A 26,577-nucleotide genomic window follows, 5' to 3' on the forward strand; every position below is an offset into this window, starting at 1 on the left:
ATATAGCTGAAAAAGTTATGTTTCATCATACTATTATTTTTCATCCTACCGGTTAGTGCTTTTGCTAATACAGATCATTTAATATTAGTAAATCTTACGACGAACCAGTTGTCTTTTTTTGAAAATGGAAATTACACAAAAACATTTCCAGTAACGACTGGAAGAGATCGTACACCTACGCCTGAAGGTAATTTTTGTATTATAACTAAATTTAAAAATAAAGAATACCATCGAAAAAAAATACCTGGGGGTGCACCGAATAACCCTCTTGGTACGAGGTGGCTTGGACTAGATAAGAATGAATATGCAATTCACGGGACGAACCGGGAATGGACGATTGGAAGTAGGGAATCAAATGGCTGCATTCGTATGCATGACAGGGATATACAATGGTTATATGACCGAGTACAATTACAAACAAAAGTAATCATTTCTCGTTTTCATACGAGCCCCGAATATGAAGCGAATAAGCTTGGTTATCGCGTTGTGAGCTGGAATGGTCGAAAAATAGAAGAAGAACAAATTGGAGTACTTACGCTAGTAGACCGCGCGGATATATATTGGCAAGAACCAAATGGACAGTTAACGAAAGTGAAAACGGTATTGCCAAATGAAAGATATCCAGTGTACTCAAAACGAAAAGATGGAATATATTATATAGGAAACAATTCGTATATTATAGATGAAACAGGAGAGAAAGTTCGTTACGAGCAAATTCCTTCTTCGATTTTAAGTAATATATATAAACGGAAATACAATGTTCCGTAATGGCTACCGTATTATAGACGGTAGCTTATTTATACTTGGAGTTTAACTGCAACTATTGTATTTTGCTGAATATAATACAGTACAGATAGGGGGCGGTTATATTATGAAAAGTGAATTTGCGTTTAAAGTTTTCTTAGTAACGACCTGTTTATTTATCGTGTATTTATATGCGTTTCTCGTCTTTTCTTTTTATGTTCCATATGTTGATTTAATATTGTTCTTCGGATTTATTTGGGCGTTTGTGAAAGCGAGGGAAGGAGAGAAGAGTATATATCGGCGCATTACCTTATGCGGGACGGCCGTTCTCGTTATTTTGTACTTTTTTATTATGCATGATTTTTGGAGAGGGATGTAAAAAAGCATACGATTAATCGTATGCTTTTATATCTGTTAATGATGGAAGAGAGGCAATTGCACCGTAATTTGTACATGTGATAGCGCCTACTTTATTTGCAAAGGAGATAAACGCTGTTAAGTCTTTGAAATGATACGAAAGTGTATGTTCACTTTGGGCAATCTGATATAACATTGCTCCAACGAAAGCATCACCAGCACCAGTTGTATCGACTTGTTGAATGGAAATAGAAGAGACAATAGTTTGACCTTCATTTGTCGCAAGAAGGGTACCGTCTTTTCCAAGTGTAATAGCTACTACTTTTGCGCCATAATTTAATAATTTGAGTGCAGCTTGTTGTAAATCACTCTCTTTAGAGAGCATAGTAGCTTCCTCTTGACTTACTTTTACGAAGTGTGCATGTTTTATAAAGGTTAGACAATCTTGAGAGAATTGTTCTGTATTTGTAATGAGTGCACTTCGATAATTTGGATCAAAAGAAATAAAATGGCCTTTATCTTTCGCATATTGTAACAACTGAAAATACGTTTCTTTTAATGGGCTTGATAGTAAAGCTGTCGCTGAACCGAAATGTATTAAATCATTCGTTTGTATTTTTGATAAATCAATGCTATTGAATTGATATTCACCATCTGCACCACGCATAAAAGTAAAATCACGTTCGCCATCTTGATCGATGGATACGAATGCAAGTGTTGTTTGTTTATCTTTTATGAGCATGGATGTATCGACTTGCGCACGCTGTAAAGTTTGTTCAAGAAACTCACCAAATGGGTCGTTTCCTACTTGCCCCATAAATGTAGCGTGTCCACCTAATTTTGTAATCGCAGCAGCAACGTTAGCGGGTGCTCCACCAGCTTTTTTTTCGAAATCTGAACCGTTTACTAAAGAAACGTTAGTATTTCGGCACACAAAATCAATTAATAGTTCACCTATACAAAAGACATTTCTCATACAATCCCTCTTTTCAGCTTATATTGTGTGATGGTAAAGCTTAGTTTTGCATCTGAAAAGATTGCGATATGATGTTTCATGTCTTTTCGGGGAAAAACTCGGGACGTAAAGACTGTTGAACCATCGTATAAGAAAATTTCCACGATGCTTTTATCTACAAATATTTGTAGTTCTATCGTATCTTGAATATTGATTTTTTTACAGCGTTCAAATCCATATTCTCCGCCAAATTGATGGTAGAAGTTGCCTCTGTCTATAGAAATAGTACCTTGTTCCCGATTAAATGTAATGGGGAAACATTCCTCCTCATTGTGGAAGAGAGAAAGACCAAAACGCTTTGCATCTTCTGTTTTAAGTGTAACAATTAATTCATAGGAGTCTTCATCATCAAGCGTTGATAATACATTTAATCCAGCTGTTATATCTCCTGAAATGTCTTTTTTTGTTGTTCGTAGTTTTGTTAATTCTGAAACTGGTTTTTGTTTTAAGATGTTATCTTCTAATGTTAATTCACGTGGAAGTGTTAGGCAATGAGCCCACATATAATCATCAGAAGGATATGTGATTTCACTTGATCCTGCCCAAGCAAACAATAGGCGACGACTAGTAGAGTCTTCTAAAGTTTGAGGGGCATAAAAATCGAATCCTTTATCAGCTTCGTAATAGGAATCAACATGGAAATATAAATTTTTAATATCGAAATGGCCTATAGCATAAACGACATTGTATACATTGTGAAAGTTTTCTCCGTCTTTTTCAATTCCTTGCGGTGAAAAGAGAAGTACATCTTTCCCTGATAATTGGAAGTAATCGGGGCATTCCCACATAAATCCGAATTCTTTTAAGTTTGTTGTAATTTCGCCTTGGAAATGCCAATTGTATAGGTCTTGTGATTTGTATAGTAATAGAGTTCCTGTTTTATTTTCACGTTGGGCACCGAGTAACATATAGTACATATCATTATGTTTCCAGACTTTTGGATCACGTACATGTTTTGTATATCCGTCAGGAATTATATCAATAACAGGATTATTACTATATTTCGTCATCGTATATTGTGAATCCATTGTTGCCATACATTGTTTTGCATCACGGGAATCATCAGGCTTTTTTATATTCCCTGTATAAAGTAGATGAAGAAGGCCATCTTTTACGATAGCACTACCAGAATATGCACCGTGTGATTCATAGCTTTCAGTAGGGATGATGGCTACAGGCATACGCTCCCAGTTAATAAGGTCTTTTGACCTCACATGCCCCCAATGCTTCATTCCATGAATGGGACCAAATGGATACCACTGATAAAAAACGTGATATTCATCATTGTAGTATGATACACCGTTAGGATCATTCATTAATCCAAATGGTGGGTGGATATGATAAATTGGTTTCCATGAATCTTGGTTTGCAATTTCATATAAAGAATGTAATTCGTCTTTATTAGATTGCAGTATTGTTTTATATTTTGACATAGGTTTTCACCCCGTTATTATTTACTTTCTTTATATAAAATGAATGTGGCAACAAAAGCAGTGATAACTGCAATAGCGAAACCAATTATATAGTGAATCATGTTCATCATGCCAAGAGGTGCAACAATTGTAAGCATCGGAATACCTGTTAAACCGTATGCATTAGCCGCTACTTGCATCCAAACAACGTAAGCGCCTCCAATTGCGCCGCCAATAGCTGCTGCAATAAATGGTTTACCAAGTTTTAAATTGACACCAAAGATAGCTGGTTCTGTAATTCCTAAAAATGCTGAAGCTGCTGCTGGAATTGCAATTTCTTTCGTTTTTTTGTTTTTTGTTTTGAAATAGACAGCTAAAGTAGCACCGCCCTGTGCAACGTTCGCCATTGACCAAATAGGGAGTAAGAAATTGACACCGATATCTTTATTTGCGAGTAAGCCCGCTTCAATAGCGTGGAAGCTATGATGTAAGCCAGTAAGAACGATTGTTGAATACAATCCACCGAATATAAGTCCAGCTACTGGTCCTGCAAATTGATAAATTGTATTTAAAAGGTACGTAATGCCGTCACCGATTTTATATCCAATTGGTCCGATAATAATAAGTGATAAAAAGCCAGTTATAATAATTGTTAAGAATGGTGTAACTAATAAATCTAAAGAGTTCGGAACACGTTTTCGAAGTTCTTTTTCAATTGTACTCATAACATATACACATAATAAAATAGGTAAAACAGTACCTTGATAGCCAATCATATCAATATCCATACCAAGGAAATGTAAAACAGTGGGTTTTGCATTTGAAAGAGTCCAAGGATTTGTTAAGTTTGGGTGAGTTAATATACCACCAACAACTGCACCTAAGAAAATGTTTCCACCAAATTCTTTAGCGGCACTAACTCCAATTAAAATAGGTAAAATGATGAAAGCTGCACTTGAGAACATATCAAGTAATTGGATAAGTGAGTGATCTCCAGGAACTAATTTAAACGCTTTCAACATTCCGAGTAGACCCATAAGTAAACCGCTTGCGACGATAGCTGGAATAATTGGAACAAAAATATTAGATAGTGTCTTTGCTAGGCGGGCGATAGGATTCATTTTTTTCTTAGGTATATCGTTTGATGTTGTAGAATCTAGTTCGGCTATTCCAATTAGTTTTGAGAATTCATCATATACTTTGTTTACTATGCCAGTTCCAAAAATAATTTGATATTGCTCGGTCGTTGCAAAAGCACCTTTTACTCCATCGATGTTTTCGATTTCTGCAGCGTTTATTTTCGTATCATCCTTTAATATAAGACGAAGGCGAGTCGCGCAATGTGTGGCACGAACAATGTTTTCCTTTCCACCAATATTCTGTATTACTTGAGTTGCAATTTGTTTCATATCCATAAAAATTCCCCCTTACTATAAATTTTCTTTTGTGGAACCGGTTCCGTAAAAAGTTAAAATAAAAAACAGGGAAATGATGTTGAAAATCCTGTTTTTAAAATGTGGAACCGGTTTTAATTTTATTATAGAGCGCCTTTATATTTTGTCAACGCTTTCTTGGATTTTTAATGTATAACGAGAGTGTAATATTTTTGGTATAGTTTTGTTTTCAACAAGCTGTGAAAGAGAAGTGGCAGCAAGCTTTCCAGCATACTCATAGTCAAACGCAATTGTCGTTAAACTAGGGTGTACCATTTCTGAAATATCATATCCACCGAATCCTGTTACAGAAATATCACCTGGTACAGAAAGAGAGTGGGAGTGAATGACTTTCATTGCGCCAAGAGCGATGTTATCTGTAGCACATACGATAAGAGTTGGGCGATTATTATCTAAAATATGTTGTACTTGTTTCATGGCATCTTCTATGCGGAAAGTTGTTTCGTAATATGAAACGTTGCAAGTCGGTTCTAAATTTTCAATTGCTTTTTGAAAACCATTTTTTCGATTTATTCCAACAGAAATATCATCTTTTTCTATCCCTAAATAGGCAATATGTCGATGGCCTTGCGATAAAACGTATGCCCCTAACTCATAAGCTGCATCATAATCATCGTGAACGAGGCAATATTGATCTTTATATTCTTGCCCGACGAATAAAATAGGGATGTTTGAATTAGCCATAATTTTTTGATGTTCATTCGTTAATGTTTTTGTTAATAAAATAATGCCAGCTACCTTTTGTTTTATAAAGTTTTCAATTGCTTGTATTTCAGTTCCGGTTGTTTGATTTGCATTTGCTACAAGCATTTGATAGTTATTTTCCTGTAATGTTTTATCGATCCCGATAAGTGTTTTCATTGTAGCGAAGGAGTCTAATCGGGGGATGATGACACCAATTAAATTTGTTGTTTTTGCTTTTAAACTTTGAGCAAATGTATTGGGAGAGAAATTTGTTTCCTGAATAATACCTTCGATTTTAAGTTTTGTTTTATCACTTACATATCCGCCGTTTAAGTAACGAGAGACTGTGCTTTTTGCAACTCCAGCCAATTTGGCGATATCTGCAATTGTTTTAGCCATAGTATTCCACCTTCGTATTCATAAAAATGTTAACTTTATTATAGGGAGAATTAGAGATGACGTAAACAAGAAGAGAGAAAGAAAAAACCACCTCACGTATATGAGGTGGAATAATTGTTAATATCTAGGCTTAAATGTATGACAACAAGTCTCTACACTCGTTGCTACAGAACTTTCTAGCGTTTCGTTTGTTAAAACAGCAGCTGTATATGAATCATTTTCAGTTTGACCAGTTTCATCTGCATCAGGCTGAACGATGATCGCACTTGCTTGACAAAAGTTACCTTGTCCCCAAAAAGAACAGTTGGAAACAGAACATCTTACTTCTGGCATAAAACCCCCTCCTTATACATTAGTGTGGGATTTTACGCCCATTTCATGTGTAGAAGGAGTTTCCTTTTCTCGTTACTTTTTCGTTTGCTCAAGCCATTCTTTTAATTTGTCTTTCGGCTGTTCACCGCTAATACGGCTCACTTCTTTGCCATCTTTAAAATGAATGATTGTTGGTGTACCTTGAATTTTATATTCATCCCAAGGAACATCTAATTTTTCAATATCCATAACTTTCATATCAACGTTCAAGTCTTTAGCCATTGGCACTACGACAGGAGATAATTTTTGGCAATGAACGCAAGATGTTTGATAAAAGTATACTGTTTCTTCTTTTTTCTCTTTTAAGTTCTTTTGAAGATCTGAAAGAGAAATTTTATTTGTGTAGTAGTCAGGGCCATCTGTTTGACTACCAGTAGCATTATCAATTTTTTGGCTAGTTGAAGCGTTTTTTTCTTCCATTTGTGTTACAGCGAAAATTGCCGCAAACAAGGCGATAATAATACCACCAAATATAAGCATTTTTTTCATTCTTTCATCTCCTTATTTGTTTTTGATGACAATAAAGCTACAAACAGCGATTGTAATAAAGCCGATAAGTGCTAAAAACGGGATTGTCACAAAGCCGAACCAGTTTATGTATTCTCCCGTACATGGTACACGTCCACAAGCTGCCCCAGCGGCTGAAAATGCTGCGACTTTTTGAATTGCATAGTGATATAAAGAAATACAAGCACCAATAGTTGCGATAGGTAAAGAATAAGTTGCGATGCGATAGTCTTTCTTTGCTACAGCGATACCGAGCCATAAAACGAATGGATACATAAAAATACGTTGATACCAACAAAGAACACAAGGCTCAAATTTCATGATTTCGGAAAAATAAAGACTTCCCAGTGTAGCGATAAAAGAAGCTCCCCATGCGGTAAGTAAAGCATATTCTTGCTTTTTTTCTCGTCCCATATTTTATACCTCTCTTATAATAGTTACATACTAAATTATAGTATGAAGTGGTATGGAAAAGAAAGAAAAAATATGTTTATCAATAAAAGTTTTATAAGGAGAAACTTTTATTGATATAAACATTTTAAAAAAGCGCCATTCTCCGGAAGAGAATAGCGCTATATTTTACATTTGAATTTGTTCTACTTCTTCTACATGCGACTTTTGGGATGCGTGGTCAATATATTGAAATAGGAGCTGCAATTGTTTATCAACTTCTGGTAGTTCCTTGCTGTATTGATAAGCGTGTAAAAAATGCTCAATACGCTTAGAAAATAATTGATCGTTCGTTTGAACCATGAGAACGAGTAATTTATCCCAATTACAGCAATACGTGTAATAGAGAGCTTTATCATAGTCGTTATATGTTTGCACTGTGTACCCTCCTTACCGAGAGTTATATATAGTGTGTGATAAGTAAGGGGAAATACACTTGAAAGAATTTGTTAAGAAAAAAAGTGAATGAAAAGAAAAAACGAGGAGTTTCCTCGTTTTTTAAGCTTTTGGCATTGGCGTAGGTGTTGGTTTGCCATAGCCTTCTTTATATTTATTATCAATATAGTTACGAATTTCTAGCGTTGATTTTCCTTTTTGTTTCATGGAAGCAGATTCAACTGCGATTTCTAGGCAATTGACGCAAGTCGTTGCGTGGGAATCCCAAACAACTTCACCATTCTTTTTAATTTCACGGATAAAGCAGTTTTTATTATTTTTATGTCCTACACTTTCGCCGCAACCACAATAGCATGGAATCCAATCTAATAGCTCTGCATTTTGTCCAGCGACGGTGTAGATATCTTTCATTTGTGGATCAAGCTTATCTAGGAAGGTCGGAAGTGTGTCGACTCCTTTTGTTTTCTCTTGAATGTCAGCTTGCTGAGTGTGCGATGCGTGGTCATGTTCTTCTTTTTTTGATTCAGAAGATTTTTGGTCATTTGTACCAGTACTTCCGCATCCAGCAAGAATTAAGCTTAGTACTGCAAGTAAAGAAAATACATACTTTTTCATTCGCTTGTCCCCTTTACAAATGTATTAATCAAATTGTATCAGAGATTAAGGTGTATCGGTTGAAGATTTTTTTGACTGATTTTTGAAGCGCCATCTTAGCGAATGAACTAGAAATAAAATTGGGATATAAGCGTATACAATATACAATCCCGCTTGAGATAGTACAGTATTTAATGCGTTGATACTTTCCCGATTTTTAAAAAATAAAGAAGCTGTAAAAACGATGAAAATAAAAAATGGTAGTGTAAATTTAAATGAAATATGAAAGGAACGCTTCATGGTTTGACATGATGACCAAATAGTTAAACAAAGATTCGGCAAAATTATTAAAAACCAAACAAAAATAATAATATATTCGAACCGTTGAATAAAAGGAACTTTAATTATTTTTAACATCGTTAAAGTAGGCCAAATAGTGTGATTCAATTGTCCTTCACTATAATACATAAATGATACAATAGCTAAAACTACATAAATTAGAGTGCTAAAAACAATCCCTGCGTGAGCCCATCTTTTTAAAGATTTTCCTTTTTCAATAAAGGGATAGAAGATAAGAATTGTTTCAAATCCGAGAAATTCTAATGCAGATTGTTTTGCTGACACAAGTATGTCGAAAGGGGAATGCGTAAAAATAGGTAAAATATTACGAAAATGTGCATACTTCATCGGATAGACTAAAAAGAATACAACGAACATAGGAAGAACAATACCCCAAAAACATATCCCTGTCACAGAACGGAAGCCACCTTTTATAATGTAGTAAGTGACTAATAAAAACATTAGGGTAAGTTTCCATAACTTAATGGTAGGAAAGATCCAAACTTGTATTACTTCCATATATGTACGAAGAACAGTAAGGCAAAATAATAAGCAATAGAGAGTGAAAATTACAGAAAATATAGAGCCAATCCATTTTCCAAAGGTTGTTGTATGAATGCTAATTAAATCTCCGTCTTTTTCAAGCATTTTTAACATACAAAACAGTACAATATGAGTTGCAATACCTGCAATAATAAGAGAAATCCAAGCATCATAACCTGCATTTTTCAAAATTACACGTTGATATCCGAGAATTCCTATTCCGATTTGGAGAGAATGCAATAAAATAAATGCAAAATATGGAGAGACAGTTTTTGTTTTATTCATTGTATTCATTGCTCATTTCACCTCACTATTCCCCGATTCCAGATTGTACAATATTAAGATCTAAATTTATATCCACCGCTACATTTTGATACATATTTCGAATTTGTTTTATATTCCATTTTCTCGTATGGCTTCTAATTTCATCTCGTATTCCTAAAGGATCAATTTTCTTTTCTTGAAATTGTTTTATTAAATCTTCACAGTCTTTTTCAACATTTCTTTCAATTTGTTTTTTTATATAGTTGATATTTGTTTTTTTTCTTAGATCAATCCAATTTGGAGAGTTTTTAATTAATCCATTTAATTTTAAATGGATTTTTACTTTTGGTATGTCGCCAGTTTGATCTATATCATACTTATTTTCCCCAGCTAAGTTTTGTATAACAACCATACCTTTATGTTTATCCTTTGTTATCGCTGCTTCGTAACGTCCATTTTTCGTAGGGTTAATAAGTAATTTTGCTAAAACAGAATGTCTTTTATCCGTATACATAACGACTTTATCGCCTTTTAAAAAAGCAAGTCCTTTGACAGCGACGGAATGATTATCGTCCATTTTAAGATAAGGGACATAGGCATCACATACAGAAGAGTAGTAATTATATAAAAAAATGTCTAATGCGGTTTGTGGAATGTTCTCATTTCGGATATTTTGTTCAAGTAAATCAGCAATGTATAAAGATCCATTTTTTTTTCCGTAATTTAAAAGTTCCTCAGCTGATCCATCTACAATTGCTAGTTGTACATCGCGCCCGATATTTGGGTCACGTTGTAAGTTAGTAATAATCTCTCCCATTCCGCGTTCTCCTAGAGCCTTTCCAAATAGGACGACACGCATTTGACCTACAACGACATTGTGAGGTGATTTTGCATTTAATCGTGAAGCGATTGTCTCAAGTGAACGGGCAGATGTTGATTGAGTTTCTGGTTTAGACTTTACACCATGTGTGTACTCTGGGAAGAGAATAGTTCCTTGGAATCTTTTGTTTTTTGTGATGTCAAATCCAGCGACATGAATAATACGCTGCGTATCCACTATATACGTTTGTGTACAGCCAGTTTGTAAAATGAAGAAGATAATGATAATAAGGTGCAATAAAATTTTCTTCATTCATTCTCACCATCACGTTTTTGCTTCGATTTGTTTGGATTGTAGCGCCATTTTGATTTTGGTCTAAGAAAAGAAGGTCTTTGTGCCGTTTGACTAAATGGTAATCGAAGAAAACCTTCTGCTGTACCTAAACCACGAAATGGATATAAAGGTAACAAATAAGGTGATCCAAGCGATTTTAATTTAATTAAATGAGCTAAAATAAATACAAATCCGACAGCGAGGCCTAATCCTCCGAATGCACCGGCTAAAAGAATAAGCGGAAAGCGTAACAACCGGATAGTAGAAGACATCTTTACTGTTGGTGTTGTGAAAGATGCAAGAGCGGATAAAGCAACTGCAATTAATAAAATTGTACTTGTCAAAGCTGCCTCCACGGATGCTTGGCCAATTACAATCCCCCCAACAATCCCGATTGTTTGTCCGACTTTTGTCGGTAAACGCGCTCCAGCTTCACGGAGCAATTCAATTGTAATTTCTAAAAAGAGTGCTTCTAGAATAGGAGGGAAAGGTACGTTAGCTCTCGAGAAAATAATAGGACCTAGTAAATCGGCAGGGATCATTTGATAATGATATGTTAAAGCCGCTGTATAAATAGCGGAGGAAAAAAGAGAAAATATAGCTCCGAAAAAACGAATAATACGAAAGAACGATCCAATCATCCACGGTAAATAATAATCTTCTGGTGAAATGAAAAAATCCAGTAACGTTGTTGGTCCTGATAAAGCATATGGAGAGCCATCTGTTAAGATTAAAACTTCCCCATTAATTAATGCAAATACAGCTCGATCTAATCGTTCTGTAGGTAATAGAACAGGAAAAGGTGAATTGCTATTATCACTAATAAATTGCTCAATCATAGTTGAATCAAATGGGACATCAAAGTCAATGTCTTCTAGCCGTTGAATTGCGGTGTTGACAAATTGTTCATTTGTAATTCCTTCTATATAAGCAACTGCTACTTTCGTTTTTGATATAGATCCGACGGTAACTTCTTTAAAAATGAGTTGCTCCGTTACGATATTTCGGCGCAATAAGTGGATATTTGTATCAAGATTTTCAACGAAACCGATTTTAGGCCCGATTACACTATACTCATTTTCTGTATCGTTATATAATCGTTTTCCTAAAACAGTACTTTCGGCACGAATTAAAGCATATTGATCAGGATTCGCATTGTTTTTTAATCGTATTAAAATATATCCACCTAATAATTTTTCACGAATATCATCAATAGAAGGGGAGGTAATAATGTCTTCAATAGAGATGATATTACATAAATCAGAGATGTTTTGGATTTGTTCCGATTCTTTTTTTATAGGAGTTAAAATAAATTGTTTAATAATAAGTGCTTCCACGACAGACTTATAATAAAACAAGCACAACGTTTCATCTTTAAGTATGTTATAAGAGACAAAATCGCTTGATTCTTTCATGGTTTGTATAAATTCTGGAATAGAACAAAGTGTTTTTGTACTAGTCTTTTTTGATTTCTTAGATGATAAACCGAACATTTTCTCACCCCTAACTTACATCATTTACTTGTGTTAGTTTTTGGGAAAGACGGGAATTTATACTTGAAAATTGAAAGTTCATAAAGAAAAGGAAGAGTATTGAAAATCTCTTCCTTTTTGGTACATTAATTTGTTTTCTTTTCCTTAATCGACTTCACTAATTTCATCATTTCCGCTCGTATATCTTCTCTTTTTACATTTAATTTTTCGGCAATTTGTTTAATGTCCATTCCATCTTTTTTCATCTTTAATACATCATCAAGAGGAGTATTGCTTTTTTGAGAGATGATTGTTAACACAGTAAGATGACGCAATTTGATGTTATATTCTTTCATTTTTTGCTTTAGCTGATCCGGTGTGGATTTTTGCATAGTTGCTAACTGTTGTAGCAGTGCTTGCTTTGTTTCTTTATTCATATGATGCTTTTTCAGCTTACTTGGATCTATACCGAAATGCTCGGCTGTTTTCTCCCAAGATTTATTTTGCTTATAGTAAGCTAAAACATCTTTTATTTCTTTATTACTAATTCTTGCAATATGAGCAGCTTTCCAAATTTCATGTTTGTTATAGCCGAGTTTTTCTAGCGATTGCATTTCTTCTTCTGAAATTGGGTTATGGTGATGCAGTGTTACTTCTTTTGGCGTGGCAGCGGATATAGGGAAGGTGGATATCCCGCATAATAATGCTGCCATAGTCATACAAACAGCGATTTTTTTGTACATGTAAACTCCTCCTAGATGGATAATGTAGAAAACTGTACACATATCATTTCCATAAAATGTGAAATACTTGTGAACAAGTTAAGTTTTTTTATTCACAGCATGGAATGACGTTTTTAGAAGTTTTCCAACATAAAACATTGATTAATAGTAAAAAACTAAGGTATAATCGAAATTGAAAATCAATATCAATACTAACGATAAACTTATACATATAGATAAAAATAAGGGAGAGATAAATATGACTACATATACTTCCATCGCAAATGTGATTAAAGAAAGACGTTCTGTACGTACATTTACAGATAAAGCAGTAGAAAAAGATTTATTAATTGAACTATTAAACGACGCAACATGGGCACCTAATCATAAGCACCGTGAACCATGGAATTGTAAACTATACATTGGAGAAGGCCGCAAGAAATTAGTAGACGCAGTATTAAACTCTTTCACAGAAGAAGAAAGAGCGAAACGCGGTAAAATTTTATCAGATCGTTTTTTAGGCACACCTGCACAAATCGTTGTATATATGAATGAAGATCCACGTCAAATTCAGCGTGACGAAGATTACGCTGCAACATGTGCATTTATGCAAAACTTCCAACTTCTTGCTTGGGAACGTGGATTAGGTTGTGTTTGGAAATCAGGCGGATTAAACTACAATCCATTATTTATAGAAGGAATCGGTTTAACAAGAGGCCAACGTATCGTTGGAATTCTTCATATCGGCTATTTCGATAAAGCACCAGAAGGAAAAGCTCGTACTCCGATTACGGAGAAGATGGAGATTATTGAAGGTTAATAGATGAGACATTCTCGTTTTTGCGGGGGTGTCTTTTTATTATGCAATCAATCCTCATGAAAGCTTGTTCTTCATCATACACTTTCTTAAGGGAAAGTGTAAGGAGGGAAAATAATGAGAGCAAGTGACGATAAAGCACTGCAATATGCGATTGCGGAAATTACGGAAATTGCGACTGGATTTGGGCTTGATTTTTATCCGATGCGTTATGAAATATGTCCAGCGGAAATTATTTATACATTTGGTGCATATGGGATGCCGACAAGGTTTTCACATTGGAGTTTTGGAAAACAATTTTTCAGAATGAAATTACAATACGATTTAGGACTTAGTAAAATATACGAACTCGTTATTAACTCTGATCCATGTTACGCCTTTTTATTAGATACGAACTCTTTAATTCAAAACAAATTAATTGTAGCGCACGTTTTAGCACACTGTGATTTCTTCAAAAATAATATTCGTTTTTCAAATACGAAGCGAGATATGGTAGAGAGTATGTCAGCGACAGCTGAACGGGTGAAAGCATATGAGCATAAGTACGGAAAAGAAGAAGTAGAAACATTTTTAGATGCCGTACTTGCCATTCAAGAGCACATTGACCCGTCGCTCATGCGTCCCAAACTTGCGTGGAGTATTGATGATTTAGAAGAAGTAGAAAAGAAAAAGGTATCACAATACGATGATCTATGGAATTTAGATGATCGAAACAAAAAGAGAGAACGATCCAATATACGCAAAAAGAAGAAGATCCCACCGCAACCAGAGAAAGACTTGCTCCTCTTTATTGAAGAATATAGCCGTGAGCTAGAAGATTGGCAGCGTGATATATTAACGATGATGCGTGAAGAAATGTTATATTTTTGGCCACAGCTTGAAACGAAAATCATGAACGAAGGCTGGGCATCCTACTGGCATCAACGCATACTTCGTGAAATGGACTTAACCTCTGATGAAGCTATTGAATTTGCGAAATTAAATGCAGGTGTTGTACAGCCATCAAAAACAAGTATTAATCCATACTACCTAGGTATTAAAATCTTTGAAGATATTGAAGAACGGTACAACAATCCAACAGAAGAAATGAAGCGACGAGGCGTAAAACCAGGATCTGGCCGTGACAAAATGTTTGAAGTACGCGAAATTGAATGGGACGTATCGTTCCTAAGAAACTACTTAAATAAAGATCTTGTTATGCGAGAAGATATGTACTTATTCCAGCGCCAAGGAAAAGAATATAAAGTAATAGATAAAGAATGGGAAAATGTGCGTGATCAACTCGTAAATATGCGGACAAATGGTGGGTTCCCGTACTTAGTAGTAGAAGATGGAGACTACTTAAAGAACGGAGAATTATACATTAAACATAGTTACGAAGGAATCGAGCTCGATTTAAAATACTTAGAAAAGGTATTACCATATCTTCATCAGCTATGGGGAAGAACGGTGCATATGGAGTCTATTGTGGAGAGTAAGGGCGTTGTGTTTTCTTATGATGGGAAGATGGTGCATCGGAAGTATGTGTGAGGGGAAGAACGGACATAGGATACTGTGTCCGTTCTTTTTATTTGGAACTAAGTTAAATATGTTATTCTTGAAAAAAGGGAGTTACATAGAGAAATGGAGAGGTTCAAATGGGCAAAGTAGGGGTAGGTAAGGTGGATATTACGCCGCCTATAGGTATTGATTTTGTCGGATACCATAGAGAGACAGGAATAAATAATATTGAAGAACGTATTTATGGAACGGTTTTTGTATTTGAAAAAGATGAAATGAAAACTGTGTTTATAAGCATTGATACTATTGGAATGTTAATAGAAGATACGAATATGATTCGTGAGCGAGTAGCAAGAGAACTTCATGTTCCATTTGAGCAAATAACAGTTGTTTATACACATATCCACTCTGGTCCAGAAACGGTCGGTGATAATCCGCTCGTACAGTCGTATAAAACGATTTTAGTAAATAATGTAGTACACGGTGCTGTTACTGCGAATAAAAACTTGAAGCGATGCGAAGTAGGCTGGGGTGTTACGACAGGTGATATTGGGGTCAACCGAAGAGAGCGAACATCTGATGGAAGAGCAAAGATGGGCACAAATATAGGTGGTGTTGTAGATAAACGAATTGGCATGTTAGCAATAAGAGATGCTGAAACGAAGGAGTTATCTGGGATTGTAGTATTTTGTACGGCGCATCCGAATGTTTTAAAAGGTGATAGTGATGTATTATCAGCAGACTATCCGGGGATGACAAGAGAGATTCTTGAGAAGACCGTAAATTGTCCTGTTATGATTGTTCAAGGTGCTGCTGGTAATGTGAATGCGAAGTATCGAGGTTCAAGGAAAGCATTAAAACAAATGGCTCACATACTTAGTGGACATATATTAACGATGCTTCCAACAGTTATTTATAGCCCGATTGTAAATGTAAGAACAGTTTCGAGTACGATGCAAATGAAGTTGAAGGATATTCCTGAAATTGATGAGATACGAAGCATGGCCCAGTTAGCTGAAGAGCAGTGGGGTGTGAATACGGATGAATGGCTTACTATTGTTTTAAAAAAATATATGAAAGGTATTCGGCAGTTACGTATTGATTTAGAAGTTCAACTGTTTCAAGTTAATGATGGCATGTTTTTTGGTATACCGATGGAACCTTTTTCAGAAACTGCGTTAGAAGTGAAAGAGCGTCTTCGAAATGAACTAGCTTTTTTAGGTGGATATACGAATGGATATATTGGTTATTTACCAACAAGGGAAGAGTTTACATATGGTGGATACGAGGTAGAGCTAAATCCTGTTGTCTATGGACCTGTTACGAATTTATTGATGCCACCGGAGGAAAATACTGCGGAGCTGATTGTGAAGAAGGTTACGGGCTTATGTAATAAATAGAAGCTTTAATGAGACATATTTTTGAACGCAGAGTAAAGAATATGTCTCATTGTTTGATTTTGTTAAGTCAATGTAATTAATAATGTTATTTTGTTAAGTCAATGTAATTAATAATGATAATCATTATTAATTACATTGACTTCTAAAAAAAGAAAAACTAGAATTTATAAAAGGGATCTTCAATTGTTCGCTATCATTTGTATAGGAGGTAAGTTATGTTGGATAGCTTTATTTCTATAAGATGTAGGTTGGCTCTTTATAGTTTTGGTGTTCTTTTTATCTTTTTTTGTACAGTATTTTTGGTGAATCAGAAGGTGTATGCAGAAGATGCACCGTGGACATCAGTTTCAAATGAGGGAGAACGTGTACTTTTTCAAGAACAATCTTTGTATAGTAATAATCGAAGGGGAGAAGATCTTGTTTCACCTTCATTTGAAGGGCGTAAACATGGTGGGGAAGATTGGGGATACTTATTAAGAGACAGTAATTTTAATTATCCATCTAATATTCTTACACATTCTATAATAGGAAGAGATGATCGAATTAGAGTTACTGATACAACTTTGTATCCTTATAGGGCTATAGTACACTTAGTAATTCAATTTAATGGACAAGAAGTTTATGGATGTACAGGAGCGCTAATTAGTAAAGATACAGTATTTACAGCTGGGCACTGTGTTTATAATAAAAAGCTTGGTGGATGGGCAAAAAATGTTATTGTGACTCCTGGTAGAAATGGAAACCAAGCACCGTATTTGCCTTATAGTTGGACAAAGCTTTATTCAGTAAGTGGATGGACTGATGATGGAGATTCGGAATTTGATTATGGAGCCATTAAATTAAATGGATCTCCTGGAGATTATACAGGTTGGTTAGGATATAGAACTACTAACGTAGAGTCTCCAAAGGGGTTACTCGCAGTAGTTCCAGGGTATCCGTGTGATAAAGTAGGAAATGAAAAATATACTATGTGGACAGATTATGGACCAATTGAAGGCACTAGTCCTAGAATGTTAACATATAGGATGGACACTTATGGATGTCAAAGTGGAGCACCTGTATATCATGACTATTCTCGTACTGGTGTAACAATAATAGCTACCCATACAGTAGGAAGTAGTTCTTGGAATTCTGGAAACCGGGTGACAGACGATGTTTTTAATAATCTTAAAAAATGGTCTGAATAAATATAATAACCTTATATGGATTTTATGTTGTATATTGGTCATTATCATAATGTCTAGTTCTATAGCAAATAATGAAAAGAAGTTTAGTAAGGTTGTTAATTATGTAACTTTTCACGTGAAAAATAAAGAAAAACAGCCAATAAAAGGTTTTGAAATTATACTTATGAAAGACGAATCACCTGAGCCGAGTAAAGAAATTGGGATTTCAATAGGGAAAACGGATGAAGAAGGGAAAGTTATTTGGAAGAATGTGAGGAAGGGAAATTATATCATATTTTTACCAAATAGTGAGACGCAAATAGTTAGGGTTAATGATAGAGATGAAACGAGAGTAATAAATATATTATTGTAGAAAACGAATCCATTTTGAAAAAAAATAATCAAAATGGATTCGTTTTTATATGGAGTTTTTGTTTACCAGACAGGTCGTATATTTGATGATAATTTCTCTGTATTTTCTTTAGTAACGAATGTTGTTAAATCCTCTTTCAGTATTTGCATTCGTTCTATACCTATGTTTTCAATCCATCGCTGTTCTATTTCAGCTACTATTTCTTCTTTTGCTTTCATTACTGACAAACCACGTTCGGTTAAAACGATGATTTTACCTCTTTTATCAGTAGGATGTGTTTTGCGTGTAACGTAGCCACTATTCTCAAGAGAATCCACCATTTTACTTATAGCTTGTTTGGAAATCCCTAAATACTCAGCTAGCTCTATACCAGTTGCCCCATTAGGAAGGATGCGTTTGAACATAAAACCATGTGCTGGCCTAATATCCTCAAATCCTAATTCACTTAATTTGTCATGTAGCTCAGTAATTAATGTGCTAAATGATAATGATAAAAGCGATGTAAGATCTAACTCGTTAAATGTTTGATCCATATATATAACCTCCGCACTTGTAGTCAATTAAGTTGACTATGTGTAATACCTATTGTACTATATATAATATAGTCAATCAAATTGACTATATTATGTCGGTAGAACAAATAATGATTTATATAATATAAAATCAATGGAGGTTTCACATGGTTAATATCGTGAAAATTAGAGGGAGTGTATTTGCACCGTATGCATCGCTGGAACCTATTAAGGACCCTGCAACAGGAAGAGTGTTTGAATATGCTGGAGATGCACGTGAGTTTACACCACAAGCTGTGAACACAAAGCGTTCAAGGTTAGAACAAGAAGTGAATATTGATTTTTATAAAAGAGAAATTTTCACATATGCAGATGCTTGTATCGTCACCGTGAAGATTACAAATTCAGATGGCTCAATTGAGTATCAAAAGGGAGAAACAAGTACAGAAAACATTGTATGTACAAATATTGTATGGAGTGAAGATGAAGTTTCATTTGAAATGAGAGCAAGTGCAAGTAATCCTTTAAACGCAGCAGCACCTGCAGCTGATTATTTTTTGACTATACGAGCTAATGAAAGTGGTACTGTGAATATTGAAGGTGTACATGATGGTTTCCCTTGCTATGAATTTTATAAACAAGTAGATTTTGGTTCGTTTGAATTGATATACACACATGATTTCAGAAAAACGGATGATACCCCAGCAGCACTAGCTGGAGAGATGGAATATAGCTTTAAAACGACAGTCTAAACATAAATATAGCGTTATTTTTTAGAAAGAAATAGAAAAGTAAAAGAGAAATCTATTGGTTTTAGGATTGAAATTATGGTCTGTTTTATTTAATAAGCATTCAGCATCTAAAATAAAATTATAGAGGTGTTTCTTATGACTAATATCGTGAAAATTAGAGCCAGTGTATTTATTCCAATGTCTTGGACTGAGGCTAAGAAGAATATGGAAACAGGAAAAGTAATTCAATTCGAAGGTGATTCACGTGAATTCACACCGTATGCGGTAAATGCGATGCGCTCTAGAGTTGAGCAAGAGGTAGTAGTTGATTTCTATAAAGAAGAAGTGTTTTCATATGCGAACACGGGTATTACGACCGAGAAGATTACAAGTCCAGATGGTTCTGTGAGTAAAAGAACAGGGAAAGCAAGTACAGAAAATATTGTGTGCACTGATATCACATGGAATTCTGAAGGTGTGCAATTCAAAATGAGTGCGAGTGCAAGTAATCCATTAAATGTATATGCACCTCCTGTGGATTATGTATTAAATGTATGTGTGAAACAGGATGGTAGTATTGATATTCAAGGGGAGCATGATGGATTCCCTTGTTTTGAATTTTATAAGCAAGTAGATTTCGGTTCATTTGAAAAAATATATACACATGATTTTAGAGAAACTGGTGATACAGCGGCAGCCCTAGGCGGGAATATGGAGTATAGTTTTACAAAGAGATTATAGGAAGTATGACGATAGAACGATGGATTGCTTCATTCGTAAAGAACTTGGAAATATCTAAGTTCTTTTTTTGTTTCAAATTTGTGAAAGAAAGACATATTGATTGAAAATAAATTTTTTATACTCTATCATATACCCATACAGGTATATGTTTTTCTGTGTGATGCATGAGAAAATTAAATAATATGGAGGTTCGAAATATGTCTAGAAAAATTGTTGTAGTGGGCGGAGTTGCTGGCGGGGCATCAGTAGCTGCAAGGCTTCGTCGTTTAAGTGAGGAAGATGAAATTATTATGGTTGAACGCGGTGAATACATTTCGTTCGCAAACTGTGGATTGCCATATTATATTGGCGGTGTCATTACAGAAAGACAAAAGTTATTAGTACAAACTGTTGAAAGGATGTCAAAACGTTTTAATTTAGATATACGTGTATTGAGTGAAGTTGTAAAGATTAATAAAGAAGAGAAAACAATTACGATAAAGAATGTAACTACAGATGAAACATATAACGAGGAATATGATGTTTTGATTCTTTCACCAGGGGCGAAACCAATTGTTCCACCTATTCCGGGCATTGAAGAAGCGAAGGCGTTGTTTACGTTACGAAATGTACCTGATACAGATCGTATAAAAGCGTATATTGATGAGAAGAAACCACGTCATGCGACGGTTATTGGTGGAGGATTTATTGGAGTGGAAATGGTTGAGAATTTAAGAGAACGCGGGATTGAGGTTACTCTTGTAGAGATGGCAAATCAAGTGATGCCACCAATTGATTACGAAATGGCGGCATATGTACATGAGCATATGAAGGTGCACAATGTTGAGCTTGTTTTTGAAGATGGTGTAGATGCGTTAGAAGAGAATGGGACTGTTGTACGTTTAAAAAGTGGCTCAGTTATAAAAACAGATATGATTATTTTAGCAATTGGTGTACAACCAGAGAGTAGTTTAGCAAAAGATGCAGGATTATCATTAGGAGTTAGAGGAACGATAAAGGTAAATGAGAAATTTCAAACATCTGAACCATATGTATATGCAATTGGTGATGCGATTGAAGTGAAAGATTTTGTTACAGAAACAGAAACGATGATTCCTTTAGCGTGGCCAGCTAATCGTCAAGGTCGCATGTTAGCAGATATTATTCATGGGCATACAGATTCTTTATATAAAGGTACGATGGGAACTTCTGTGGCTAAAGTTTTTGATTTAACAGTTGCTTCGACTGGAGTAAATGAGAAAATATTAAAACGATTAAATATACCCTATGAGGTAGTACATGTACAGGCAAATTCTCATGCAGGATACTATCCGAATGCTACGCCAGTGCTAATAAAATTAATTTTTAATAAAGATAGCGGAAAGATTTACGGAGCACAGGCTTTAGGGCGTGACGGGGTAGATAAGCGTATAGATGTTATCGCGACGGCAATGAAGGCAAACTTAGCTGTAATCGATTTACCAGATTTAGAATTATCATATGCCCCGCCGTATTCTTCTGCAAAAGATCCAGTAAACATGGTGGGGTATGCCGCAAGTAATATAGTAGATGGTTTTGTGGAAACGGTACAATGGCATGAAATAGATCGTATTGTTGACAATGGTGGATATCTTATAGATGTTCGGGAGCCCAATGAACTAAAACAAGGAATGATTAAAGGCTCTATTAATATTCCGTTAGATGAATTACGTGATCGATTGGATGAAGTGCCAATGGGCAAAGAAATATATATCACTTGTCAACTTGGTATGAGAGGGTATGTTGCAGCGCGCATGTTAATGGAAAAAGGATATAAGGTAAAGAATGTAGATGGTGGTTTTAAATTGTATGGGACAGTACTGCCAGAACGTGTTGTATATTGATATTTTTCATCTTCTACTTCAAGATTTAGTGGAAGATAAAAACTTATAGATTAAGGTTTTATTTTTTGTTTTGCGAACATATAAGGTGAAAATTTAAAATAGGGGTTTACAAAATACCCTATAGGGTATAATGTATTGTCATAGGTTATAAATAGTGACATAATGGTAATGAGGTGATTATAGGATGGAATATAATCAAGATATGAAAAATAGATTGAAACGTATTGAAGGTCAAGTTCGTGGTGTGCTTCGTATGATGGAAGAAGGAAAGGATTGCCGAGAAGTTATTACACAGTTAACGGCATCTCGTTCTGCTCTTGATCGTACAATTGGGCTCGTTGTTGGAACGAATTTAGAGCAATGTTTGCGTGAACAGTTTGAAAGTGGTAATGGTTCAAATGAAGAGTTAATTAAAGAAGCTGTTCAATTACTTGTAAAAAGCCGATAATCTGTCAAACATAATTGTTGACAGATTTTCAAAAACATTTTAATATACCCCTACAGGTATATGTGTATAAATTGTGGAGGAATCGATTATGAGTATAAAAGTGGATATGAGTTTAGATTGTAAAGGGTTGGCTTGTCCGATGCCGATTGTGAAAACGAAGAAGGCGATAGAAGGATTAGCACCAGGGCAAGTGATTGAAGTTAAGGCAACAGATAAAGGTTCTACGGTAGATATAAAAAGTTGGGCGAGTAAAGTAGGACATCAATATATCGGGACAAAACAAGAGGGTGATGTATTGGTGCATTATGTTAGGAAAGCAAACGAGCATGAAGTGAATGAAGTTGTGAAATATCCTCATACAATTACGAATTCGGAATTGGAAGAGATATTATTAAATGGTGAAGAGTGTATTGTATTAGATGTTCGCGAAGCAGCGGAATTTGCTTTTGGTCATATTCCATCGGCCATTTCGATGCCGTTAGGAGAGTTAGACAGTGCAGCGTTAGATCAGACGAAACAAATTTATGTTGTTTGCCGAACTGGTAACCGTAGTGATGTAGCTTGCCACATGTTGAAAGAGCAAGGTTATGCAAATGTGAAAAATGTCATTCCAGGTATGTTAGAGTGGCAAGGGAATGTGAAAAAATAAAATTTTTTAAATGAAAATATACCTATGGGGGTAATTAAATGAGTGTTAAATCGTTAAAAGCGAAAGATGTTGCAGAGAAAGTTTTATTCGGAGAGTTGTTTATTTTAGATGTTCGTAATGAGAAGGATTATGAAGATTGGAAAATTGAAGGGAAACAAGTTTCTTCTATTAATAGACCTTACTTTGACTTGTTAGATGGTGTAGATCATATTGTAAGTGAATTACCTAAAGATAAAGATGTTTTAGTAGTATGTGCAAAAGAAGGGTCTTCTATATTTGTGGCAGAGCAATTAACAGAGGCTGGATTAGAAAATATTTATTATTTAGCTGGTGGCATGAAGGCTTGGAGTGAATATGTAAAGCCTATAAAAGTTGGAGATTTAAAAAATGGTGGAAGTATGTATCAGTTTAACCGCCTTGGAAAAGGCTGTTTATCTTATATGGTCGTTTCAAATGGTGAAGCAGCAGTTATTGATGCAGTAAGAACAGCCGAGGCATATGAAGAATTTGCGAAAGAGCATGGCGTTACGATTACGAATGTAATGGATACACATTTACATGCAGACCATATTTCCGGAGGACGTAAGTTAGCGGAAAAGGTAGGTGGTACGTATTGGTTACCACCAAAAGATGCAGAGGAAGTTGTTTTTTCATACGAACCGCTTGTTGAAGGATCTGTTATTACGGTGGGGGGTACTAAAATTGTAATTGACGCATTATACTCACCAGGACATACGATTGGAAGTACGTCATTCATTGTAGATGATTCTTATTTATTATCAGGCGATATTTTATTTGTAGATTCAATTGGGCGTCCTGATCTTGCTGGTAAGGCTGAAGATTGGGTGAGTGATTTACGTAATACTTTGTATAGCCGATATAAAGAGCTATCTCAAAATTTAGTTGTGTTACCGGCTCATTATTCAAAAATAAGTGAAATGAACGAAAGTGGTATTGTTAGTGCAAAATTAAAAGATTTATTTGAGCATAATGCAGGATTAAATATTGAGGATGAGGGAGAGTTCCGTAAAGTTGTAACAGAAAACTTACCACCTCAGCCAAATGCATATGAAGAAATTCGTCAAACCAATATGGGTAAAATTCACCCAAGTGTGGATAAAGAGCGTGAAATGGAGATTGGTCCAAATCGTTGTGCAGTGCACGAATAATGAAATAAATAAAAAATGGAGGAATTGATGATGAATATAAAACAAGTGTTAGATGCGAAAGGTTTAGCATGTCCAATGCCGATTGTAAGAACAAAGAGAGCAATGGATGCTCTACAAACTGGAGAAGTGTTAGAAATACATGTAACGGATAAAGGGTCAGTTAAGGATATTCCAGCGTGGGCAAATAAATGTGGCCATGACATCGTAAAGCTTGAAGAAGAAGGCGATGTGCTGAAGTTTTGGATTAGGAAGGCGTAGTGAAGCAATAGTTTTGTAAATATAGAGAGGTTGGTTATATGAACACAATATTAAGTACGCTTTTCATTGTACTTGCTGCATGGTTTGTTATTTCACGATTTTTACCAGTGAAAGGTGTGCAAAATATAAATGGCAAAGAATTGAAAAGTATAGTGGGGAAAAAGGGGAAGTATTTTATTGATGTCCGTACAGTAGGTGAATATAGAGGGAATCATATGAAAGGCTTTCAAAATATCCCCCTAAATGATCTAGCAAGTAAGGCGAATCAATTAGATAAGAATAAGGAAGTAATCGTTATTTGCCAAAGTGGAATGAGAAGTAAGCAAGCAGCAAAGGTATTGAAAAAACTAGGGTTTCAGCAAGTAATAAACGTTTCAGGTGGTATGAATGGTTTGTGAGGAGGAAATTTAAAATGAAAGAAATGACTACAAAAGAATTAGAAGAAAAATTGTTGCGTAAAGAAGCGGTAAATATTGTGGATGTACGTGAAGTAGAAGAAGTAGCTGAAGGGAAAATTCCAGAAGCATGTAATATTCCACTAGGACTATTAGAGTTTCGTATGCATGAATTAAATAAAAATCAGGAATATATTATCGTTTGTCGTTCAGGCGGGAGAAGTGCAAGAGCTGTTCAATTTTTAGAAAGTTACGGTTTTCAAGTAATCAATGTGGTAGGTGGTATGTTAGCTTGGGAAGGAAAAGTAGAATAGGGAGAAACAATTTTTATAAATAAAAATACCCCTATAGGTAATTGGAGGGAGAACAATATGGAACAACAGAAGAAAACAACAATCGTTTTATTTAGCGGAGATTACGATAAAGCAATGGCTGCTTATATTATTGCAAATGGTGCAGCGGCGTATGATCAAGAGGTTACTATTTTTCATACTTTCTGGGGATTAAATGCTTTAAGGAAAGATGAACATGTGAATGTAAAGAAAACATTTATAGAAAAAGTATTTGGAAGAATGATGCCACGCGGTGCTGATAAGATGGGGTTATCCAAAATGAATTTTGCTGGTATGGGACCAAAGATGATTAAAGGCATTATGAAAAAACATAATGCAATGCCTTTGCCAGATTTAATTGATTTGGCAAAAGAACAGGGGATTAAACTTGTAGCTTGTCAAATGACAGTAGATTTATTAGGGTTAAAAGAGGAAGAGATTATGGAAGGCGTAGAGTTTGCAGGTGTAGGGGCATATTTAGCAGATGCTTCGGATGGGAATGTAAACTTATTCATTTAATCACCTTCTTTTTAGAAGGAGGGGGATGTAAGGTGAGTGGAGTATTATTACTTTTTATAATTGGGTTTATAGGATCGTTTATATCAGGAATGGTTGGAATTGGCGGTGCAATTATTAATTATCCGATGATCTTATATATTCCGGTATTGTTAGGATTTACTGGCTATACGTCACATGAAGTGAGCGGTATTACAGCAGTACAAGTATTCTTTGCAACTTTTGCAGGTGCCTGGGCATATCGGAAAAGTACTGATATGAATAAAATGTTAGTTGTGTATATGGGAGCTAGTATATTAATAGGAAGTTTTATAGGAAGTTTTAGTGCAAATCTATTAGATGAACACGCTGTAAATGTTGTTTATACAGTATTGGCGACCATTGCAGCTATGATGATGTTTGTACCGAAGAAAAATAATAGTGGAGCAGTTAAGTATAATAAATGGTTAGCAAGTGTGTTAGCGTTTATTGTAGGAGGTGTTTCGGGCATTATTGGAGCTGGCGGTGCGTTTCTTTTAGTTCCTATTATGCTAGTTATTTTAAAATTACCATTGCGCATGACGATAGCGACATCTATCGCTATTACGTTTATTTCCTCAGTAGGGATTACGACTGGAAAAGTGATTACTGGACAAGTAGTTATCATTCCAGCTCTAATTATTGCGGTTGCAAGTATATTTGCTGCGCCACTTGGAGCTCGAGTCGGGAAGAGGATAAATCAAAAAGTACTACAATATATGTTATCGATTTTAATTGTCGGCACTGCTGTTAAGATGTGGATTGATATGATATCGAAATAAAAGGATGGCGCTGCTTGCAGCCCATCCTTTT

32 protein-coding genes are annotated in these 26,577 nt (G+C 35.2%); 18 read left to right on the top strand and 14 right to left on the bottom strand.

Going from position 1 to position 26,577, the window contains the following annotated elements:
• The first annotated feature begins 6 nt into the window (after nt 1-6).
• Nucleotides 7-768 (top strand): L,D-transpeptidase, encoded by a 762-nt coding sequence (locus DN404_RS23865; RefSeq protein WP_025709928.1) that lies wholly within the window; start codon nt 7-9, stop codon nt 766-768.
• Between the two features lie 103 nt (nt 769-871).
• On the top strand, nt 872-1,123 hold the full coding sequence (locus DN404_RS23870) for a hypothetical protein (RefSeq protein ID WP_000834195.1): 252 nt from the start codon (nt 872-874) through the stop codon (nt 1,121-1,123).
• A gap of 12 nt (nt 1,124-1,135) precedes the next feature.
• Here the strand turns inward: DN404_RS23870 and DN404_RS23875 are convergent, their stop codons facing one another.
• The 13 genes from DN404_RS23875 to DN404_RS23935 all read right to left on the bottom strand — a co-directional run bounded on the left by DN404_RS23875 (nt 1,136) and on the right by DN404_RS23935 (nt 12,898).
• Nucleotides 1,136-2,077: a carbohydrate kinase family protein gene (locus DN404_RS23875; RefSeq protein ID WP_001246640.1), complete on the bottom strand. Its 942-nt coding sequence runs from the start codon at nt 2,075-2,077 to the stop codon at nt 1,136-1,138.
• On the bottom strand, nt 2,074-3,549 hold the full coding sequence (scrB, locus tag DN404_RS23880; protein ID WP_000049751.1) for a beta-fructofuranosidase: 1,476 nt from the start codon (nt 3,547-3,549) through the stop codon (nt 2,074-2,076). The genes DN404_RS23875 and scrB overlap by 4 nt, the downstream gene beginning before the upstream one ends.
• A gap of 17 nt (nt 3,550-3,566) precedes the next feature.
• Nucleotides 3,567-4,943, bottom strand: coding sequence for a sucrose-specific PTS transporter subunit IIBC (locus DN404_RS23885; protein ID WP_000367318.1), 1,377 nt, complete (start codon nt 4,941-4,943; stop codon nt 3,567-3,569).
• A 135-nt stretch (nt 4,944-5,078) separates the two neighbouring features.
• On the bottom strand, nt 5,079-6,065 hold the full coding sequence (locus tag DN404_RS23890) for a LacI family DNA-binding transcriptional regulator (protein WP_001140402.1): 987 nt from the start codon (nt 6,063-6,065) through the stop codon (nt 5,079-5,081).
• Nucleotides 6,066-6,182: 117 nt separating this feature from the next.
• Nucleotides 6,183-6,398 carry a DUF1540 domain-containing protein gene (locus DN404_RS23895; RefSeq protein ID WP_001115482.1) on the bottom strand — a complete coding sequence of 72 codons (216 nt, stop codon included), beginning with the start codon at nt 6,396-6,398 and terminating at the stop codon, nt 6,183-6,185.
• Nucleotides 6,399-6,470: 72 nt separating this feature from the next.
• Complete coding sequence (locus tag DN404_RS23900) at nt 6,471-6,926, bottom strand: thioredoxin family protein (protein ID WP_000738436.1); 456 nt, start codon at nt 6,924-6,926, stop codon at nt 6,471-6,473.
• Nucleotides 6,927-6,938: 12 nt separating this feature from the next.
• On the bottom strand, nt 6,939-7,358 hold the full coding sequence (locus DN404_RS23905) for a disulfide formation protein C (RefSeq protein ID WP_000532267.1): 420 nt from the start codon (nt 7,356-7,358) through the stop codon (nt 6,939-6,941).
• Between the two features lie 165 nt (nt 7,359-7,523).
• Nucleotides 7,524-7,772: a YhdB family protein gene (locus DN404_RS23910; RefSeq protein ID WP_001195459.1), complete on the bottom strand. Its 249-nt coding sequence runs from the start codon at nt 7,770-7,772 to the stop codon at nt 7,524-7,526.
• A 120-nt stretch (nt 7,773-7,892) separates the two neighbouring features.
• Nucleotides 7,893-8,405, bottom strand: coding sequence for a PCYCGC domain-containing protein (locus tag DN404_RS23915; protein WP_000761026.1), 513 nt, complete (start codon nt 8,403-8,405; stop codon nt 7,893-7,895).
• A gap of 45 nt (nt 8,406-8,450) precedes the next feature.
• On the bottom strand, nt 8,451-9,560 hold the full coding sequence (locus DN404_RS23920) for a GerAB/ArcD/ProY family transporter (RefSeq protein WP_001095034.1): 1,110 nt from the start codon (nt 9,558-9,560) through the stop codon (nt 8,451-8,453).
• A gap of 16 nt (nt 9,561-9,576) precedes the next feature.
• Nucleotides 9,577-10,662, bottom strand: a complete 1,086-nt coding sequence (locus DN404_RS23925) for a Ger(x)C family spore germination protein (protein ID WP_000722252.1) — start codon at nt 10,660-10,662, stop codon at nt 9,577-9,579.
• Nucleotides 10,659-12,176, bottom strand: coding sequence for a spore germination protein (locus DN404_RS23930; protein WP_116344990.1), 1,518 nt, complete (start codon nt 12,174-12,176; stop codon nt 10,659-10,661). The genes DN404_RS23925 and DN404_RS23930 overlap by 4 nt, the downstream gene beginning before the upstream one ends.
• A 125-nt stretch (nt 12,177-12,301) precedes the next feature.
• Entirely contained in the window at nt 12,302-12,898 is a 597-nt protein-coding gene (locus DN404_RS23935; protein ID WP_069604139.1) for a hypothetical protein, read from the bottom strand.
• Nucleotides 12,899-13,136: 238 nt separating this feature from the next.
• On the opposite strand from DN404_RS23935, the gene DN404_RS23940 reads away from it, so the two are divergent.
• The 5 genes from DN404_RS23940 (at nt 13,137) to DN404_RS23960 (ending at nt 18,133) form a co-directional block, all read left to right on the top strand.
• The gene (locus DN404_RS23940) at nt 13,137-13,697 is read left to right on the top strand and encodes a nitroreductase family protein (protein WP_116344989.1); all 561 of its coding nucleotides are present in this window, start codon (nt 13,137-13,139) and stop codon (nt 13,695-13,697) included.
• A gap of 114 nt (nt 13,698-13,811) precedes the next feature.
• Complete coding sequence (spoVR, locus tag DN404_RS23945; protein WP_149149329.1) at nt 13,812-15,224, top strand: stage V sporulation protein SpoVR; 1,413 nt, start codon at nt 13,812-13,814, stop codon at nt 15,222-15,224.
• A gap of 107 nt (nt 15,225-15,331) precedes the next feature.
• Complete coding sequence (locus DN404_RS23950) at nt 15,332-16,594, top strand: neutral/alkaline non-lysosomal ceramidase N-terminal domain-containing protein (RefSeq protein WP_149215531.1); 1,263 nt, start codon at nt 15,332-15,334, stop codon at nt 16,592-16,594.
• Nucleotides 16,595-16,809: 215 nt separating this feature from the next.
• Nucleotides 16,810-17,781 carry a trypsin-like serine peptidase gene (locus DN404_RS23955; protein ID WP_149215532.1) on the top strand — a complete coding sequence of 324 codons (972 nt, stop codon included), beginning with the start codon at nt 16,810-16,812 and terminating at the stop codon, nt 17,779-17,781.
• Nucleotides 17,747-18,133, top strand: coding sequence for a DUF2606 family protein (locus DN404_RS23960; RefSeq protein ID WP_000478589.1), 387 nt, complete (start codon nt 17,747-17,749; stop codon nt 18,131-18,133). Before DN404_RS23955 ends, DN404_RS23960 begins: the two co-directional genes overlap by 35 nt.
• A gap of 62 nt (nt 18,134-18,195) precedes the next feature.
• Here DN404_RS23960 and DN404_RS23965 read toward each other — a convergent pair whose 3' ends face one another.
• Nucleotides 18,196-18,666 (bottom strand): MarR family winged helix-turn-helix transcriptional regulator, encoded by a 471-nt coding sequence (locus DN404_RS23965; protein WP_025709932.1) that lies wholly within the window; start codon nt 18,664-18,666, stop codon nt 18,196-18,198.
• 146 nt (nt 18,667-18,812) lie between these two features.
• Here DN404_RS23965 and DN404_RS23970 point away from each other — a divergent pair, with 146 nt between their 5' ends.
• From DN404_RS23970 to DN404_RS24020, 11 genes are all read left to right on the top strand, one after another.
• Nucleotides 18,813-19,397 (top strand): DUF3238 domain-containing protein, encoded by a 585-nt coding sequence (locus tag DN404_RS23970; RefSeq protein ID WP_000247265.1) that lies wholly within the window; start codon nt 18,813-18,815, stop codon nt 19,395-19,397.
• A gap of 135 nt (nt 19,398-19,532) precedes the next feature.
• On the top strand, nt 19,533-20,117 hold the full coding sequence (locus DN404_RS23975; RefSeq protein ID WP_000182103.1) for a DUF3238 domain-containing protein: 585 nt from the start codon (nt 19,533-19,535) through the stop codon (nt 20,115-20,117).
• A 197-nt stretch (nt 20,118-20,314) separates the two neighbouring features.
• Nucleotides 20,315-21,979 (top strand): CoA-disulfide reductase, encoded by a 1,665-nt coding sequence (gene cdr, locus DN404_RS23980; protein ID WP_149215533.1) that lies wholly within the window; start codon nt 20,315-20,317, stop codon nt 21,977-21,979.
• 184 nt (nt 21,980-22,163) lie between these two features.
• Nucleotides 22,164-22,427, top strand: a complete 264-nt coding sequence (locus DN404_RS23985) for a metal-sensitive transcriptional regulator (RefSeq protein ID WP_000456206.1) — start codon at nt 22,164-22,166, stop codon at nt 22,425-22,427.
• An 88-nt stretch (nt 22,428-22,515) separates the two neighbouring features.
• Nucleotides 22,516-23,076, top strand: a complete 561-nt coding sequence (locus DN404_RS23990) for a sulfurtransferase TusA family protein (protein WP_149215534.1) — start codon at nt 22,516-22,518, stop codon at nt 23,074-23,076.
• A 38-nt stretch (nt 23,077-23,114) separates the two neighbouring features.
• On the top strand, nt 23,115-24,245 hold the full coding sequence (locus DN404_RS23995; protein WP_086385345.1) for an MBL fold metallo-hydrolase: 1,131 nt from the start codon (nt 23,115-23,117) through the stop codon (nt 24,243-24,245).
• A 27-nt stretch (nt 24,246-24,272) separates the two neighbouring features.
• Complete coding sequence (locus DN404_RS24000; protein WP_002093886.1) at nt 24,273-24,503, top strand: sulfurtransferase TusA family protein; 231 nt, start codon at nt 24,273-24,275, stop codon at nt 24,501-24,503.
• Nucleotides 24,504-24,541: 38 nt separating this feature from the next.
• Nucleotides 24,542-24,901, top strand: coding sequence for a rhodanese-like domain-containing protein (locus DN404_RS24005; RefSeq protein ID WP_001092318.1), 360 nt, complete (start codon nt 24,542-24,544; stop codon nt 24,899-24,901).
• A 14-nt stretch (nt 24,902-24,915) separates the two neighbouring features.
• Nucleotides 24,916-25,212: a rhodanese-like domain-containing protein gene (locus tag DN404_RS24010; RefSeq protein ID WP_000661810.1), complete on the top strand. Its 297-nt coding sequence runs from the start codon at nt 24,916-24,918 to the stop codon at nt 25,210-25,212.
• Nucleotides 25,213-25,269: 57 nt separating this feature from the next.
• The gene (locus tag DN404_RS24015) at nt 25,270-25,749 is read left to right on the top strand and encodes a DsrE/DsrF/DrsH-like family protein (RefSeq protein WP_000437742.1); all 480 of its coding nucleotides are present in this window, start codon (nt 25,270-25,272) and stop codon (nt 25,747-25,749) included.
• Between the two features lie 32 nt (nt 25,750-25,781).
• On the top strand, nt 25,782-26,546 hold the full coding sequence (locus DN404_RS24020) for a sulfite exporter TauE/SafE family protein (protein WP_000017251.1): 765 nt from the start codon (nt 25,782-25,784) through the stop codon (nt 26,544-26,546).
• Nucleotides 26,547-26,577: the final 31 nt, after the last annotated feature.

Origin of the sequence: Bacillus sp. TE8-1 (genome assembly GCF_008368855.1) — a bacterium.
GTDB lineage: Bacteria > Bacillota > Bacilli > Bacillales > Bacillaceae_G > Bacillus_A > Bacillus_A cereus.